General features: G+C 64.6%; 16 protein-coding genes. 6 read left to right on the top strand and 10 right to left on the bottom strand.

The genetic code is table 11. The features are described from left to right. Positions 1–24: 24 nt before the first annotated feature. The 7 genes from sucD to mdh all read right to left on the bottom strand — a co-directional run bounded on the left by sucD (position 25) and on the right by mdh (position 4,738). Complete coding sequence (sucD, locus tag EJ071_RS05365) at positions 25–927, bottom strand: succinate--CoA ligase subunit alpha (RefSeq protein ID WP_126097147.1); 903 nt, start codon at positions 925–927, stop codon at positions 25–27. A gap of 27 nt (positions 928–954) precedes the next feature. Beyond that, positions 955–1,371 (bottom strand): PIN domain-containing protein, encoded by a 417-nt coding sequence (locus EJ071_RS05360; RefSeq protein WP_126097146.1) that lies wholly within the window; start codon positions 1,369–1,371, stop codon positions 955–957. Next, positions 1,298–1,603 (bottom strand): hypothetical protein, encoded by a 306-nt coding sequence (locus EJ071_RS05355; protein WP_126097145.1) that lies wholly within the window; start codon positions 1,601–1,603, stop codon positions 1,298–1,300. The genes EJ071_RS05360 and EJ071_RS05355 overlap by 74 nt, the downstream gene beginning before the upstream one ends. 84 nt (positions 1,604–1,687) lie before the next feature. Next, positions 1,688–2,179: a DUF1579 family protein gene (locus EJ071_RS05350; RefSeq protein ID WP_126097144.1), complete on the bottom strand. Its 492-nt coding sequence runs from the start codon at positions 2,177–2,179 to the stop codon at positions 1,688–1,690. A gap of 3 nt (positions 2,180–2,182) precedes the next feature. After that, positions 2,183–2,554, bottom strand: coding sequence for a cupin domain-containing protein (locus EJ071_RS05345; protein WP_126097143.1), 372 nt, complete (start codon positions 2,552–2,554; stop codon positions 2,183–2,185). Between the two features lie 3 nt (positions 2,555–2,557). Further along, positions 2,558–3,751, bottom strand: coding sequence for an ADP-forming succinate--CoA ligase subunit beta (gene sucC / locus EJ071_RS05340; protein WP_126097142.1), 1,194 nt, complete (start codon positions 3,749–3,751; stop codon positions 2,558–2,560). 18 nt (positions 3,752–3,769) lie between these two features. Continuing rightward, a complete protein-coding gene (mdh, locus tag EJ071_RS05335; protein WP_126097141.1) occupies positions 3,770–4,738 on the bottom strand; it encodes a malate dehydrogenase in 969 nt (322 codons plus the stop codon). 231 nt (positions 4,739–4,969) lie between these two features. On the opposite strand from mdh, the gene EJ071_RS05330 reads away from it, so the two are divergent. Beyond that, a complete protein-coding gene (locus EJ071_RS05330) occupies positions 4,970–5,485 on the top strand; it encodes a GNAT family N-acetyltransferase (RefSeq protein ID WP_126097140.1) in 516 nt (171 codons plus the stop codon). A gap of 164 nt (positions 5,486–5,649) precedes the next feature. On the opposite strand, the gene zapE is transcribed toward EJ071_RS05330, so the two are convergent. The 3 genes from zapE to EJ071_RS05315 all read right to left on the bottom strand — a co-directional run bounded on the left by zapE (position 5,650) and on the right by EJ071_RS05315 (position 8,123). Then, the gene (gene zapE / locus EJ071_RS05325; RefSeq protein WP_126097139.1) at positions 5,650–6,852 is read right to left on the bottom strand and encodes a cell division protein ZapE; all 1,203 of its coding nucleotides are present in this window, start codon (positions 6,850–6,852) and stop codon (positions 5,650–5,652) included. Positions 6,853–6,950: 98 nt separating this feature from the next. After that, complete coding sequence (locus EJ071_RS05320; protein WP_126097138.1) at positions 6,951–7,490, bottom strand: protease inhibitor Inh/omp19 family protein; 540 nt, start codon at positions 7,488–7,490, stop codon at positions 6,951–6,953. A gap of 189 nt (positions 7,491–7,679) precedes the next feature. Next, positions 7,680–8,123 carry a VOC family protein gene (locus EJ071_RS05315; protein WP_126097137.1) on the bottom strand — a complete coding sequence of 148 codons (444 nt, stop codon included), beginning with the start codon at positions 8,121–8,123 and terminating at the stop codon, positions 7,680–7,682. A 233-nt stretch (positions 8,124–8,356) separates the two neighbouring features. Here EJ071_RS05315 and EJ071_RS05310 point away from each other — a divergent pair, with 233 nt between their 5' ends. The 5 genes from EJ071_RS05310 to ftsY all read left to right on the top strand — a co-directional run bounded on the left by EJ071_RS05310 (position 8,357) and on the right by ftsY (position 13,815). Beyond that, complete coding sequence (locus EJ071_RS05310; protein WP_126097136.1) at positions 8,357–9,367, top strand: MBL fold metallo-hydrolase; 1,011 nt, start codon at positions 8,357–8,359, stop codon at positions 9,365–9,367. A gap of 74 nt (positions 9,368–9,441) precedes the next feature. Then, entirely contained in the window at positions 9,442–9,603 is a 162-nt protein-coding gene (locus EJ071_RS05305; protein WP_126097135.1) for a DUF1328 domain-containing protein, read from the top strand. 117 nt (positions 9,604–9,720) lie between these two features. Beyond that, the gene (dapF, locus tag EJ071_RS05300) at positions 9,721–10,605 is read left to right on the top strand and encodes a diaminopimelate epimerase (RefSeq protein ID WP_126102487.1); all 885 of its coding nucleotides are present in this window, start codon (positions 9,721–9,723) and stop codon (positions 10,603–10,605) included. Next, positions 10,605–11,933 carry a tRNA (N(6)-L-threonylcarbamoyladenosine(37)-C(2))-methylthiotransferase MtaB gene (gene mtaB, locus EJ071_RS05295; protein WP_126097134.1) on the top strand — a complete coding sequence of 443 codons (1,329 nt, stop codon included), beginning with the start codon at positions 10,605–10,607 and terminating at the stop codon, positions 11,931–11,933. The genes dapF and mtaB overlap by 1 nt, the downstream gene beginning before the upstream one ends. A 13-nt stretch (positions 11,934–11,946) precedes the next feature. Continuing rightward, complete coding sequence (gene ftsY / locus EJ071_RS05290; protein WP_126097133.1) at positions 11,947–13,815, top strand: signal recognition particle-docking protein FtsY; 1,869 nt, start codon at positions 11,947–11,949, stop codon at positions 13,813–13,815. The last annotated feature ends 41 nt before the right edge of the window (positions 13,816–13,856 follow it).

Genomic DNA, 13,856 nt, shown 5'->3' with positions numbered 1-13,856 from the left:
CGCTATTCACTACTCACTATTCGCTTAACCCTTGATCGCCTCGACTAGCGTCGTGCCCAGTCGGGCCGGCGACGGCGAAACCTTGATCCCGGCCGATTCCATCGCCGCGATCTTGTCTTCCGCGCCGCCCTTGCCGCCCGAGATCACCGCGCCCGCATGGCCCATGGTGCGGCCAGCCGGCGCCGTGCGCCCGGCGATGAAACCCGCCATCGGCTTCTTGCGGCCGCGCTTGGCCTCGTCCTTGAGGAACTGCGCGGCGTCTTCCTCGGCCGAGCCGCCGATCTCGCCGATCATGATGATCGACTTGGTCTCGTCGTCGGCGAGGAACATCTCCAGCACGTCGATGAACTCGGTGCCCTTGACCGGGTCGCCGCCGATGCCGACCGCGGTGGTCTGGCCGAGGCCGACATTGGAGGTCTGGAAGACCGCCTCATAGGTAAGTGTTCCCGAGCGGGAAACAACGCCGACCGAGCCCTTGCGGAAGATGTTGCCGGGCATGATGCCGATCTTGCATTCGTCGGGCGTCAGCACACCGGGGCAGTTCGGGCCGATCAGCCGCGAGGAAGAACGGTCGAGCCGCGCCTTGACCTTGACCATGTCCATCACCGGGATGCCTTCGGTGATGCAGACGATGAGCGGTATCTCGGCCTCGATCGCCTCGATGATCGCTTCGCCGGCACCCGCCGGCGGCACATAGATGACGGAAGCGTTGGCGCCGGTCCTCTCCTTGCCCTCGGCGACGGTGGCGAAGATCGGCAGGGTCTCGCCCTTGGAACCGGTCCAGGTCTCGCCGCCCTTCTTCGGATGGATGCCGCCCACCATCTTGGTGCCGTGATAGGCCAGCGCCTGCTCGGTGTGGAACGTGCCGGTCTTGCCGGTCAGACCTTGGACCAGCACCTTGGTGTTCTTGTCGACGAGAATGGACATGGGTGGGAACGCCTCTGAATTCAGCGATTACAAGAAAGGATTGACGGCTCGGACCGAGCCATAGACCTGGTTGTGGTTGAGATCCTCGGTGTAGAAAATCGGCGCGCCGAGATACGATGCCGCCGCGAGAAGCGCGGCGTCGTAATAGTGAATTCCGTAGCGTCGCGCGAGGTCCAATCCCGCGCGGACATAGCCTTCGTCGACGGGCGCCAACGGGCAGGTTCCGAGGAACACCAGCCATTGATCGAGCAAATCGTCGCCGACAAGGGATTTCCCTCGCGCCACGGCGACGAATTCAGCCAAGGTCTGCCCCGACACGCCAAAGACGGTTCGCGAAATGAGCTCTTCGGCGATTGCTGCGCGGCGCGGATCACGATTCTTCTCCGAGGCCGCGTAGATCAGGACGTTCGTGTCGAGAAAGCAATCGATCTTCCCGGTCGGCATAGGCGTCCCTTCGATCCCACTTGTAGGGAGTGTCGGCGCTGTCGCTGCGTTTGGCTGCCTCGTCCATGAGCCGCTTCATCCCCGCCTTGGCCCAGGCAATCCTGTCTTCCTGCTCGACCTCATGTTCAAGCAGCGAGCGGACAAGGGCGTTGAGCGTCGTCTTGCGACGCCCGGCGAGGCCGCGCGCCCTTTCGAGCAGAGCTTCATCCATAGCCAGGGTGACGTTCTTCATCGTCCATCTCCACATAAACACACAGGAATAATATGTGCGATTATGTGTAACCCTTCAACCGTCTTGCCTGCGATCTCCATCGGTTCAGCCTTCCTCCGAAGGCGAGACGCGCCGGTAGAGGCCGCTCACCATGTCTTGCCAGGCATCGCTGCCGGCGGGCTTGAACTGCAATCGCATGCGGTAGGTATCAGCGCCATCAAAGCTATAAGTCACGCGAGCCGAGCCGCGCGGTGACGACCTTTCCAGCATTAGCTCGTTGCCACTCCATGTGCCGGTAGCCGGCGCCGCCGGCACGAAGCCCATCGAGTCGAACTGATGCATGGTGACAGTGCCGTTCGGTTGGTCGAAGCCGAACACATTGTGCGCGCCGAACGAGATCGTGCCGTCGCGGCGCTGGCGATAACGCTGCACCACGAACAATCCGCCGAATTGCGCCTCCGCCAGCACTTCCGAGGTCGCTGTGCCGGCATCGGTCCATTGCGTCGCAGCGACCTCTTCCTCGCCGCGCCACGCGCCGACCAGCGCCTGCAGGCTCTGGTGACCGGTCGAGAGTGAGGAGAAAGGCGCCGCGTTCATGGCTCAGAGCCGCTTCAGATCGGTGACGGTGAGGTCGCTCTTGGCGTTGCCGGTGTTGAGCGTCGTTGCCGGCTCGAACATCAGCACCACCGGCTCTTCAGTGAGCGAGCGCGGCCGGTGCTCGACGCCGCGCGGCACGACGATGAAGTCGCCCTCGCCGAGCTCGACCGGGCCGTCGCGGAAATCGATGGCGATGCGGCCGCGCAGCACCAGGAAGGCTTCGTCCTCATTGTCATGCGCGTGCCAGTCGAAGGTCTCGCCGAACTTGGCGACCTTCGCTTGGGCATCGTTGACGTCGCCGGCGATATGCGGATCGAAGACCTTGTCGATCTTCGCGTCCGCCGCCTCGACCAGGTTTATCTTGCGCGGAGGCATGTTTCAGCCCTTCACCGCCTTGACGATCTTCTTGGCCGCGTCGTCGAGGTCGTCGGCCGACACGACGTTGAGGCCGCTGTCGTTGATGATCTTCTTGCCGAGCTCGGCATTGGTGCCTTCGAGCCGCACCACCAGCGGCACCTTCAGTCCGACTTCCTTGACCGCGGCGATCACGCCCTCGGCGATGACGTCGCACTTCATGATACCGCCGAAGATGTTGATCAGGATGCCTTCGACCGCCGGGTCCTTGGTGATGATCTTGAACGCTGCCGTCACCTTCTCCTTCGACGCGCCGCCGCCGACGTCGAGGAAGTTAGCCGGCTCAGCACCGTAGAGCTTGATGATGTCCATCGTCGCCATGGCAAGGCCCGCGCCGTTGACCATGCAACCGATATTGCCGTCGAGCGCGACATAGGCGAGGTCGTATTTCGACGCCTCGATCTCCTTTTCGTCCTCTTCGGTGGTGTCGCGCAGCTCCATCACGTCCGGGTGGCGGAAGAGCGCGTTGTTGTCGAACGACACCTTTGCGTCGAGCACGCGCAGCCGGCCATTCCTCATAACGATCAGCGGGTTGACCTCGAGTAGGCTCATGTCCTTCTCGACAAAGGCCTTGTAGAGGATCGGGAACAGCGTCTCGCCGTCCTTGGCCGCATCGCCGTCGAGCTTCAGCGCGGCGTTGAGCTTCTTGACGTCGTCCGCCGTCACGCCCTTTTCCGGATCGATGGCGACGGTGAGGATCTTTTCCGGCGTGTCATGCGCGACCGCCTCGATGTCCATGCCGCCCTCGGTCGAGACGACGAAGGCGATGCGGCCGACGGAGCGGTCGACCAGGATCGACAGATAGAGCTCGCGCTCGATGTCGGCGCCGTCCTCGATATAGAGGCGGTTGACCTGCTTGCCGGCAGGCCCGGTCTGCTTGGTGACCAGCGTGTGGCCGAGCATCTCGTTGGCGTTGGCGACCACTTCGGCCGCCGACTTCGCCAGCCGCACGCCGCCCTTGGCGTCGGCGGGCAGTTCCTTGAACTTGCCCTTGCCGCGGCCGCCGGCATGGATCTGGCTCTTCACGACATAGAGCGGGCCGGGCAGCGCCTTGGCGGCGGCTTCCGCCTCGCTCGCCTTGAACACCGGAACGCCGCTTGCTACCGGCGCGCCGAACGACTTCAGCAACGCCTTGGCCTGATATTCATGGATGTTCATGCGCTTGGTCTCCGCGATTTACTTGCCGGCGAGTTGCGGGGCGATCTTGGTGCAGGCCTCGGTCAGGCCCTGCACGGCCGCCACCGAATTGTCGAACATCTTCTGTTCGGCCTTGGCGAGTTCGATCTCGATGACGCGCTCGACGCCGCCGGCGCCGATCACCACTGGGACGCCGACATAGGTTCCCTTGACGCCATACTGGCCCGAGAGATGCGCAGCGCAGGGCAGCACCCGCTTCTTGTCCTTCAGGTAGGATTCGGCCATGGCGATCGCGGACGCCGCCGGCGCATAGTAGGCCGAGCCGGTCTTCAAGAGGCCGACGATCTCGGCGCCGCCGTCGCGGGTGCGCTGCACGATCTGGTCGAGCTTCTCCTTCGAGGTCCAGCCCATCTTGACGAGGTCCGGCAGCGGGATGCCCGACACGGTCGAATAGCGGATCATCGGCACCATGCTATCGCCGTGGCCGCCGAGCACGAAGGCGGTGACGTCCTCGACCGAGACCTTGAACTCTTCGGCCAGGAAATAGCGGAAGCGGGCGCTGTCGAGCACCCCGGCCATGCCGACGACATGGCTGGTCGGCAGGCCGGAGAACTTCTGCAGCGCCCACACCATCGCGTCGAGCGGATTGGTGATGCAGATGACGAAAGCCTTCGGCGCGTATTTCTTCAGGCCCGCGCCGACCTGTTCCATGACCTTGAGATTGATGCCGAGAAGATCGTCGCGGCTCATGCCGGGCTTGCGCGGCACGCCGGCGGTGACGATGCACACATCCGCGCCCTCGATGCCGGCATAGTCGTTGACGCCGGTCAGCCTGGCATCGAACCCGTCGACCGGCGAGGACTGCGCGATGTCGAGACCCTTGCCCTGCGGGATGCCCTCGGCGATATCGAACAGCACCACGTCGCCGAGATCCTTGAGGCCGATCATATGGGCAAGCGTGCCGCCGATCATGCCCGAGCCGATGAGCGCTATCTTGTTGCGTGCCATGTCAGGATGTTTTCCTTTGTGTGTGACCGTGCCTCAAATCTTTGCAGACTTGATGACGGCGTCGAGGAGGCTGGAATGCTGCGAGGACCCGCGAGATTTCGCCGCACCCAATAGCTCCGGCGTGGGAGAAATTCAAACGATTATTTTGAGCCTAGCATTTTCAATCGGTTAGATGGTTTGGGAATTACGTAAACGTCAAAATCTCTGAGCCGACTGAGGAGAATTTACACAATGAACGTCGAAATCAGAAGGCTCCATCCCGGCGATGACGCCCTTGTGATGCACGTCGCCGACGAAGTGTTCGACGAGCCGGTCCGGCCCGACCGCCTCGCCGCCTATCTCGCCTCGCCAGGCCATTTCATGATCGTGGCGATTGCTGACGAAATCGTGGTCGCTCAATGCGCCGCCGTCATCCACCGCCACCCCGACAAGGTGAGCGAGCTCTACATCGACGAGGTCGGCGTTACGCCGGCCTTCCAGCGGCAGGGCATCGCGCGAAAGATGCTCGACGCGATGTTCGAGATCGGCCGCGAGTACGGCTGCGAGGAGGCTTGGGTGGGCACCGAGCCGGACAACGGGCCGGCGCGGGCGCTTTATGAATCGCGGAAGGAGCCGCGCGGGAAGGCGGAGGAGTTCGTGATGTATGTCTATCGGCTTTCGAGATTGGACGAAGCGCCACGTCTTCGTCATCCTAGGGCGGAGCAAGGAGCGAAGCGACGCGCGAAGACCCTAGGATCCATGCCATGACGATGAAGAAAGCGCGGCGATCCAGAACTATCCCCTGTCCTGCCATCGACTCCATTTGAAGAGCCAAATTCTGAAACGCCGTGACGCTCTCAGGTCGCGGCATGGATCCTAGGGTCTGCGCTCCGCTTCGCGTCGCTCCGCCCTAGGATGACGAAGCGCGATGGCTACCCCTGCGCCTGCCGCGCTTCAGCCGCCGGCGCCTCACCCCTCCGCCGTTCCGCCCAGCCTTCCAGCCAGTCGCGGCTTTGCATCTCGACCAGCCGCGAGGCGGTGCGCTCGAACTCGAAAACCTCGTTGCCGCGCCGGGCGGTGTAGAGCCCTTCGGGCGGCGCCTCGGCGCTCATGACCAGCCGCATGCGGTGGTCGTAGAGTGTGTCGATCAAGAGGATGAAGCGCTTGGCCTCGTTGCGCTTGCCTTCGCCGAGCACCGGCACATGGTCGATGAAGATGGTCGAGAAGCGCCCGGCGATCGCCAGATAGTCGCGCGCGCCGAGCGGCTTTTCGCAGAGATCGGCGAAGGAAAATCGCGCGGCATCGCCGGCGGCGCGCGGCACGATGATTTGACGCCCTTTCAGCGTCAGCGTCACCGCCTCCGTCGGCCTGCCATATGTCATCGCCCTCCAGGTTTCGTCGAGCGCGCGGTCGGCCGCCTCGTCGACCGGCGTGATATAGACCGGCAGGCGGTTGAGTTTTTCCTGCCGGTAGTCTCTTTCGGCATCCAGCGTCAGCACCTCGGCATTGCGTTCGAGCAGGCCGATGAAAGGCAGGAAGAGCTGCCGGTTCAACCCGTCGCGATAAAGGTCTTGCGGGGCGACATTGGAGGTGGCGACCAGCACCACGCCGTTGGCAAACAGTGCCGAGAACAGGCGTGACAGGATCATCGCATCGGCGATGTCGGTGACCGAGAACTCGTCGAAGCACAGCACCCAGGCTTGCTCGGCCAGCGCCCGCGCCACCGGCGGGATCGGATCGTCTTCCTTAACGTCGCCGTTCTTGCGCGCCGCTCGGTGCTTCTGGATGCGATCCTGCACGTCGGCCATGAAGTCGTTGAAATGGACGCGGCGCTTGCGCCTGACCGGCAGGAGCTCGAAGAACACGTCCATCAGCATGGTCTTGCCGCGCCCGACGCCGCCATGGATGTAGAGGCCTCTGACCGCCTCGCGCGGCTGCTTCTTGCGCGCGAACAGCCAGCCCAGTGAGCTGGATTTCTGCGCCAGCCTTTTTGCGGAGATCTCGTCGGTCAGCCGGTCGAGCGCGGCAACGACGTGCTCCTGCGCCGGGTCGCGCTCGGCCGCGCCGGTCTCGACCAGGTGGTCGTAGCGCTGCCTGACGGTCACATGGGTCTGGAGGCCGTCACGCAGATGCATGGCTCACGTCATTTATATCGAGCAAATGCTCTAAGGAAGGCGCCAAGGCTGTGCCGAGATTCAGGTCAGGCCGGCATCACCTGAATATCAGCGTACCCTTACCTTGTAAGCGAGATAGGCTGCCCGTTGGAAGTCTGGCCGTCGAACTTTTCGCCGCCGGAGGAATAGAGCCGGGCCAGCGCGCCGCCGTTTTCGTCATAGAGCGTCAGCTGCTTGCCGGCGACGTTCCACGACTTGATGCCGTCGACCGGAGCCGGGCAGTGGAGTGGGCCGGCGCGATAGCCGGCGCCGAACTTGGTCTGCGGCGTCGCCACCTTGCAGCTCTGGCCGGAAACATTGACGTTCCAGACGCCGGCGACGCTGGCCGCGGTCAGGTCCGCGGCGCCCGCGGGCGCCGCGCCATTCGGCGGCAGCGAGGCGACCTGGCTGTTCGCCGGCGCCGTCGGGAACTGCGACGGGTCGGTGGTGCCCGGAGCGGCCGGCGGCGGCAGCTGGTTCTGCGTCACCGTGCCGGAAGGCGCCGGCGTGAGCGGTGCCGGCTGCTGGTCGTCCATCGACGAGAAGCGCGAGGTCGAGCAGCCGCTCGCAACGAGCGCGGCCAGCGATACGGCCAAAAGGCCAGTCTTCGAAAAAGTCATTCCAACCTCCGTCGGATCCGGTGGGGGGCGCCGTCCGCGTAAATACATGCTTCACCAAGATGGCGAAGGTGGCAGAATTTCAACCCGATATGGTTAAAATAGGGTTTTCGGAGCCGGTGTTGCAAATTTATCGCAAGACGTCATTCGCCCAGGCCACGCCGGGAATCCGGGCCGTAACTGCTTGAAATTTCAGGCTTGCAGCTGCGCGCTGGGCACGAAGACATAACCATCCGGGCCGACGATGTAGCATTCGCGCAGGCCATGCGGCTTGTCGATCGAGCCTGCCGGCACGATGTGGCCGAACGCTGCCGCCCTTTTCTCGACCGCATCCGGATCGGCGCCGTAAAGGCGCAGCTCGATGCCTGCGCCGCGCGTTTCGGCACCGGCAGTCACGCCGGTCATCGAATTGTCGAGATAGGAGTGGTCGGCATGCAGCATGAAGATCGATCCCAGCAGCTCGAACGCCGCGAAATCCTCGTCGGCATAGATGATCCGGGCGCCGAGCACGTCGCGACAGAAAGCCTCCATCGCCGCCATATCGGTGACCAGCAGGTTGACGCCCAGCCCGTGCGGCAGCGAACGACCGAAATCCTCGGCCTTCATCCACGGTGTCTTGCTTCGTTTCATCGCCATCGCGATGTCCCTCCGCTGCGTCGATCCAGAGCATGATCCCGAAAAAGTTGCAGACTTTTTCGGAGAAGATCGTGCTTCAAAAACAAACCCTAGAATGAGACCGTGATTCAAGGAATTGCCATCTCACTCTAGACGAAGCCACCCTTCGAACCTTGGCATTCGCGGGCAAAAATGCTTGCGCCAGACGGCCGCGTTCCTATTTCAGGAAAACGAAACGGAACGGGCGGTAAAAAATGGCTGCGGGAAAGAGGACCGCCAACCGCTACTACGGCGGCCCGCCCAGCGACCATTTCGACGGCACCCTCTTTTTCAATCCCGACGGCAGGCCGCCCGGTCGCTTCGCCGATCTTCTCAAATGGCAATTGAGCGGCGGGCGATCGAAATGGCCCGCGGTCTTTCCAAGTCCTTTTCCGCAGGCAAAGCCGGACAAACGGATCGACGGCACAGCGCTTCGGCTCACCATGGTCGGCCATGCCTCGCTGCTGATCCAGACCGCTGGATCGAATATCCTGACCGACCCGGTCTGGTCGGAGCGCGCCTCGCCCTTCGCCTTCGTCGGGCCGAAGCGGGTCAACGCGCCGGGGATCGCCTTTGCCGACCTGCCGCCGATCGACCTGGTGCTCCTCAGCCACAACCACTACGACCATCTCGATCTCGCCACGCTGAGGCGGTTGAAGCAGAGCCACGATCCGCTGCTGGTCACGCCGCTCGGCAACGACGCAATCATCGGCGGCGCCGTGCCCGGCATGCGGCTGTTGGCGCATGATTGGGGCGACAGGATCGAATTCGGCAACGATGCCGCCATCCATGTCGAGCCGGTGCATCATTGGTCGGCGCGCGGCGGGCGCGATCGCCGCATGGCCCTGTGGGCGGGTTTCGTCATCGAGACGCCCGGCGGCAAGGTCTATTTCGCCGGCGACACCGGCTTCCATGACGGCGCCAACTACCGGCTGATGGCGGAAAAACATGGCGGCTTTCGCCTCGCCATCCTGCCGATCGGCGCCTACGAGCCGCGCTGGTTCATGGCGCCGCAGCACCAGAATCCGGAGGAAGCCGTCCACGGCATGAGGTTGTGCAATGCCGCCCATGCCGCCGGCTGCCACTGGGGCACTTTTCAGCTCACCGACGAGCCGATCGAAGAGCCGGCGCAAAAGCTCAACGAAGCACTGGCGGCCGAAGGCGTTTCGCGGCAGCGTTTCCGAGCCATGCGCCCGGGCGAGGTTTGGGATGTACCCCGGGCCTGAAACCTCGAGTGGGCGGAACCCAAGCCGGCGAATGGCGTTGGTTCCATGAGGTAAATGTCGTTTGGAGCCCTTCCATGCTCAGGTGGATTATCATCCTTCTGATTGTCGCCGCCGCGGCGAGCCTGCTCGGCATGCCGGCGCTGGCCGGTGCCGCCGCTCTGGGCGCTCGCATCCTGATCGGCATCGTGCTGATCATCTTCCTGCTGATGTTGCTCGGCGTTTTCGCGGTGACCTAAGCGCGACCTCTTGGTCGTCGCAGCGCGACCTCTTGGTCGTCGCCGGGCGCGCCGCACTGGTAATTCCTGCCCGTTTCCGCCATATAGCGCCAAACGGACACGGAAATGACCGGATCGATGGCAGGCACTGCCCCCTTCGCCAAGATGAACGGCATCGGCAACGAGATCATCGTTGCCGATATGCGCGGCCGTGCCGATCACGTGACGGCGTCCGCGGCGATCGCGCTCAATGCCGATGCCGCGACGAAGTTCGACCAGATCATGGCGATCCACGACGCGCGGACGCCGGGTACCGCTTATTACATCGACATCCTGAATTCCGACGGCACGAGCGCGCAAGCCTGCGGCAACGGCACGCGCTGCGTCGTGCAGGCCTTGGCCGCCGAAACCGGCCTGAAGACGTTCACTTTCGAAACCCGCGCCGGCATCCTCAATGCTCAGGAGCATGCCGACGGCTCGATTTCGGTCGACATGGGCAAGCCGCGCTTCGGCTGGCAGGAAATCCCGCTCGCCGAGGAATTCCGCGACACCCGCATGATCGAACTGCAGATCGGCCCGATCGACGCGCCGGTGCTGCACTCGCCCTCTGTCGTCTCGATGGGCAATCCGCACGCCATCTTCTGGGTCGACCGCGACGTCTGGTCCTACGAGCTCGACCGCTTCGGCCCGCTGCTCGAGAACCATCCGATCTTTCCCGAGCGCGCCAACATCACCATCGCCCAGGTCACCTCGCCGCAAACCATGGTCATCCGTACCTGGGAGCGCGGCGCGGGTCTCACCAGGGCCTGCGGCACGGCCGCTTGCGCCTCTGTCGTTGCTGCGGCTCGCACCAAGCGCACCGGTCGCAGCGTGTCGCTGCTCACGCCCGGCGGCGGCGAATTGCATGTCGAGTGGCGCGACGACGACCATGTCATCCTGACCGGCGCCACCGAATGGGAGTTTTCCGGCAGCTTCGATCCCTCGACCGGCGCCTGGGCCCGCGACACCGAAAGCGCCGCGTGATGCCCGCCCTTCAAAAAGGTCCGGCGCCCGAAGGGCCCATCGCGACAGGCATTGACGTCGTCACGTTCGGCTGTCGCCTCAACACCTATGAATCGGAAGTGATGCGCCGCGAGGCCGAAAACGCCGGCCTCGGCGCGCTGGAAGGCGGCGCCGTCATCTTCAACACTTGCGCCGTCACAGCCGAAGCCGTGCGACAGGCCAAGCAGGCGATCCGCAAGGCCCGTCGCGAGAACCCCGAGGCGCGCATCATCGTCACCGGCTGCGCCGCGCAGACCGAGCCGCAGAATTTCGCCGCCATGGACGAGGTCGATCTCGTCCTCGGCAACGAGGAGAAGCTCAAGGCGCACTCCTACCGCGCGCTGCCCGATTTCGGCGTCAACGACACCGAGAAGGCGCGCGTCAACGACATCTTCTCGGTGCGCGAGACGGCAAGCCATATGGTCGACGCCATCGAGGGCCGGGCGCGCGCCTTCGTGCAGGTGCAGAACGGCTGCGACCACCGCTGCACCTTCTGCATCATCCCTTACGGCCGCGGCAATTCGCGCTCGGTGCCGATGGGCGCCGTGGTCGAGCAGGTCAAGCGTCTCGCCGGCAACGGTTATGCCGAGATCGTGCTGACCGGCGTCGACATGACCAGCTTTGGCGCCGACCTGCCCGGCAGCCCGAAGCTCGGCAAGCTGGTGAAGACGATCCTGCGCCAGGTGCCCGACGTGAAACGGCTGAGGCTGTCCTCGATCGATTCGATCGAGGCTGACGACGACCTGCTCGATGCGATTGCCACCGAGCCCAGGCTGATGCCGCATCTGCATCTGTCGCTGCAGTCGGGCGACGACATGATCCTGAAGCGCATGAAGCGCCGGCATTTGCGCGACCAGTCGATCCGCTTCTGCGAGGACGTCCGCAAGCTCCGCCCCGGCATAGTCTTCGGCGCCGATATCATCGCCGGTTTCCCGACCGAGACCGAGACGATGTTCGAGAATTCGGAAAGAATAGTCGAGGAATGCGGCCTGACGCATCTCCACGTCTTCCCGTTCAGCCCGCGCGAAGGCACGCCCGCCGCGCGCATGCCGCAGCTGCGCCGCGAGGTGATCAAGCAGCGCGCCGCGCGGCTGCGCGCCGCCGGCGAAGCCGCCTATCGCCGCCATCTGGCGTCCCTTGCCGGCACGCGGCAATCGATCCTGGTCGAGCGCGACGGGCTTGGCCGCACCGAAGGTTTTACCCTTGCCGCGATAAACAATGGCGCGCCGGGCGAGATCGTCGAAGCTGTCGTCACCGGCCATGACGGCGCCCGTCTGATCGCGGCCCCGCTTGCCGCCCAAGCCGCCTGAGACTGCAAGACGCATGGCTGGTTTCTTCAAGAAGATATTTTCGTTCGGCAGGAAAGAGGTCGTCGAGGAACGCGTCGACGAGACCGCGCCCCTGCCGCCCATCAAATGGGACGCGCTGGAGGCGCTGAAGCCGGAAGCCGAGCAGGCTGAGCCGGAGTCGCCGCCCGTCACCCCTGTTCCTCCGCCCGCGGTCGAGGCGGCACCCACGCCTGAGCCGGCGCCCGAAAAGCCGAAACCCGAGCCTGCTCCGGCCATCCCGCCGGCGCCGGAGCCTGTCATTCCGTCAGAACCGGAACCGCTGCCGGGTCCTAAGCCGGAAGAAGAACCGCAACCGGCCCCGGGGACACCCGAACCGCCGGCGCCCGAAGAAGTGCCGGTGCCGCCGGCAGAGCCCGAGCCCACACCAGGGCCGGCACCCGAGCCGAAGCCGCAGGAAGTGCCGCCACCCGCGCCGAGCGAGCCGGACATCGTCCCGTCGCGTCCAGAACCGCAGCCCGAGCCGGCACCGGTCGAAGTGCCGACACCACCGAGCGAGGTCCCGGCCCAGACGCCGACGCCTCCTGAAATCCCGCCATCGACTCCATCCCCGGCACAACCAACTTCCGAGGTCAGCGCCGCCCCTCATCCGCCTGCCGGCACCTTCTCCCCGTATGGTGACGGGGAGAAGGAAAGAGCTCCGGCGCCGACGCCCCCCTCTCCCCGTCCTTCACGGGGAGAGGGTAAGGGTGAGGGGCAGCGCCAACCTGTAGAGGATTCGGCACCGCCTCCCGAAACATCGACGGAAATTCCGCCGCCCATTCGCCAGCCGGCGCCGATAGCAACGCAGCCTGTGCGCGCCGAGATCGCGCCGGAACCTGAAGCCGTCCCCGCGCCCCCAACGCCCACTCCCTCCGCCGGCAAGGTCACGGTCGCCAAAAAAGTCGAGCAGAGGGCCGAGCCGCAGAAGGCACCGGAGCCCGCGCCCCGGCGCTCCTGGTTCCAGCGCATGCGCGACGGGCTTGCCCGGTCCTCGCGTGAGCTCAGCGGCAACATCGCCGGCGTCTTCACCAAGCGAAAGCTGGACGAAGACACGCTGCAGGACCTGGAGGACGTGCTGATCCGCGCCGATCTCGGCGTCGAGACGGCGCTGCGCGTCACCGATTCGCTCGCCTCCAGCCGCTACGGCAAGGATGTTTCCGATTCGGAAGTCCGCGCGGTGATGGCTGCGGAAGTGGAAAAAGTCCTGACCCCGGTCGCCAGGCCGTTGGAGCTCGACCTCAGCCACAAGCCGCATGTCATCCTGGTCGTCGGCGTCAACGGCACCGGCAAGACCACGACCATCGGCAAGCTGGCGGCCAAGCTGACCGAAGGCGGGCTTTCGGTGATGCTGGCGGCCGGCGACACGTTCCGCGCGGCAGCGATCGAGCAGTTGAAGATCTGGGGCGAGCGCACGAAGTCGCCGGTGATCGCCAGCAAGCTCGGCGCCGATGCCGCCGGCCTCGCCTATGACGCCTTCGAGAAGGCGAAGGAGGCCGGCTCCGACGTGCTGATTATCGACACCGCCGGCCGCCTGCAGAACAAGGCCGAGCTGATGGCGGAGCTGGAAAAGATCGTGCGCGTGCTGGGCAAGCTCGATCCGGAAGCGCCGCATACCGTGCTGCAGACGGTCGACGCCACCACCGGCCAGAATGCGCTGAGCCAGGTCGAGATCTTCCGCAACGTCGCCGGCGTCAACGGCCTGGTGATGACCAAGCTGGACGGCACGGCCCGCGGCGGTATTCTGGTGGCGATCGCCGCCAAGCACAGATTGCCGGTCTATTTCATCGGCGTCGGCGAGCAGGTCGACGACCTCGAACCGTTTTCCGCCAGCGAATTCGCCAGGGCGATCGCCGGCGTGGCTTGAACAAGCGTGATCTGCCCGCTTTTCGGCCAGATCATGCGCAA

It is taken from the genome of Mesorhizobium sp. M1B.F.Ca.ET.045.04.1.1 (genome assembly GCF_003952465.1).
GTDB classification, from domain to species: Bacteria; Pseudomonadota; Alphaproteobacteria; order Rhizobiales; family Rhizobiaceae; genus Mesorhizobium; species Mesorhizobium shonense.
The sequence above is the reverse complement of the archived record's forward strand: the minus strand, read 5'-3'. Positions and strand labels throughout refer to the sequence as shown.

Excerpts from the sequence above, each read along its gene's own strand:
- EJ071_RS05345 (WP_126097143.1), bottom strand. The coding sequence starts at position 2,554 with ATGCCTCCGCGCAAGATAAACCTGGTCGAGGCGGCGGACGCGAAGATC.
- EJ071_RS05330 (WP_126097140.1), top strand. The coding sequence starts at position 4,970 with ATGAACGTCGAAATCAGAAGGCTCCATCCCGGCGATGACGCCCTTGTG.
- EJ071_RS05360 (WP_126097146.1), bottom strand. The coding sequence starts at position 1,371 with ATGCCGACCGGGAAGATCGATTGCTTTCTCGACACGAACGTCCTGATC.
- EJ071_RS05320 (WP_126097138.1), bottom strand. The coding sequence starts at position 7,490 with ATGACTTTTTCGAAGACTGGCCTTTTGGCCGTATCGCTGGCCGCGCTC.
- sucD (WP_126097147.1), bottom strand. The coding sequence starts at position 927 with ATGTCCATTCTCGTCGACAAGAACACCAAGGTGCTGGTCCAAGGTCTG.
- mdh (WP_126097141.1), bottom strand. The coding sequence starts at position 4,738 with ATGGCACGCAACAAGATAGCGCTCATCGGCTCGGGCATGATCGGCGGC.
- mtaB (WP_126097134.1), top strand. The coding sequence starts at position 10,605 with ATGCCCGCCCTTCAAAAAGGTCCGGCGCCCGAAGGGCCCATCGCGACA.
- EJ071_RS05350 (WP_126097144.1), bottom strand. The coding sequence starts at position 2,179 with ATGAACGCGGCGCCTTTCTCCTCACTCTCGACCGGTCACCAGAGCCTG.
- ftsY (WP_126097133.1), top strand. The coding sequence starts at position 11,947 with ATGGCTGGTTTCTTCAAGAAGATATTTTCGTTCGGCAGGAAAGAGGTC.
- EJ071_RS05355 (WP_126097145.1), bottom strand. The coding sequence starts at position 1,603 with ATGAAGAACGTCACCCTGGCTATGGATGAAGCTCTGCTCGAAAGGGCG.
- sucC (WP_126097142.1), bottom strand. The coding sequence starts at position 3,751 with ATGAACATCCATGAATATCAGGCCAAGGCGTTGCTGAAGTCGTTCGGC.
- EJ071_RS05305 (WP_126097135.1), top strand. The coding sequence starts at position 9,442 with ATGCTCAGGTGGATTATCATCCTTCTGATTGTCGCCGCCGCGGCGAGC.
- zapE (WP_126097139.1), bottom strand. The coding sequence starts at position 6,852 with ATGCATCTGCGTGACGGCCTCCAGACCCATGTGACCGTCAGGCAGCGC.
- EJ071_RS05315 (WP_126097137.1), bottom strand. The coding sequence starts at position 8,123 with ATGGCGATGAAACGAAGCAAGACACCGTGGATGAAGGCCGAGGATTTC.
- dapF (WP_126102487.1), top strand. The coding sequence starts at position 9,721 with ATGGCAGGCACTGCCCCCTTCGCCAAGATGAACGGCATCGGCAACGAG.
- EJ071_RS05310 (WP_126097136.1), top strand. The coding sequence starts at position 8,357 with ATGGCTGCGGGAAAGAGGACCGCCAACCGCTACTACGGCGGCCCGCCC.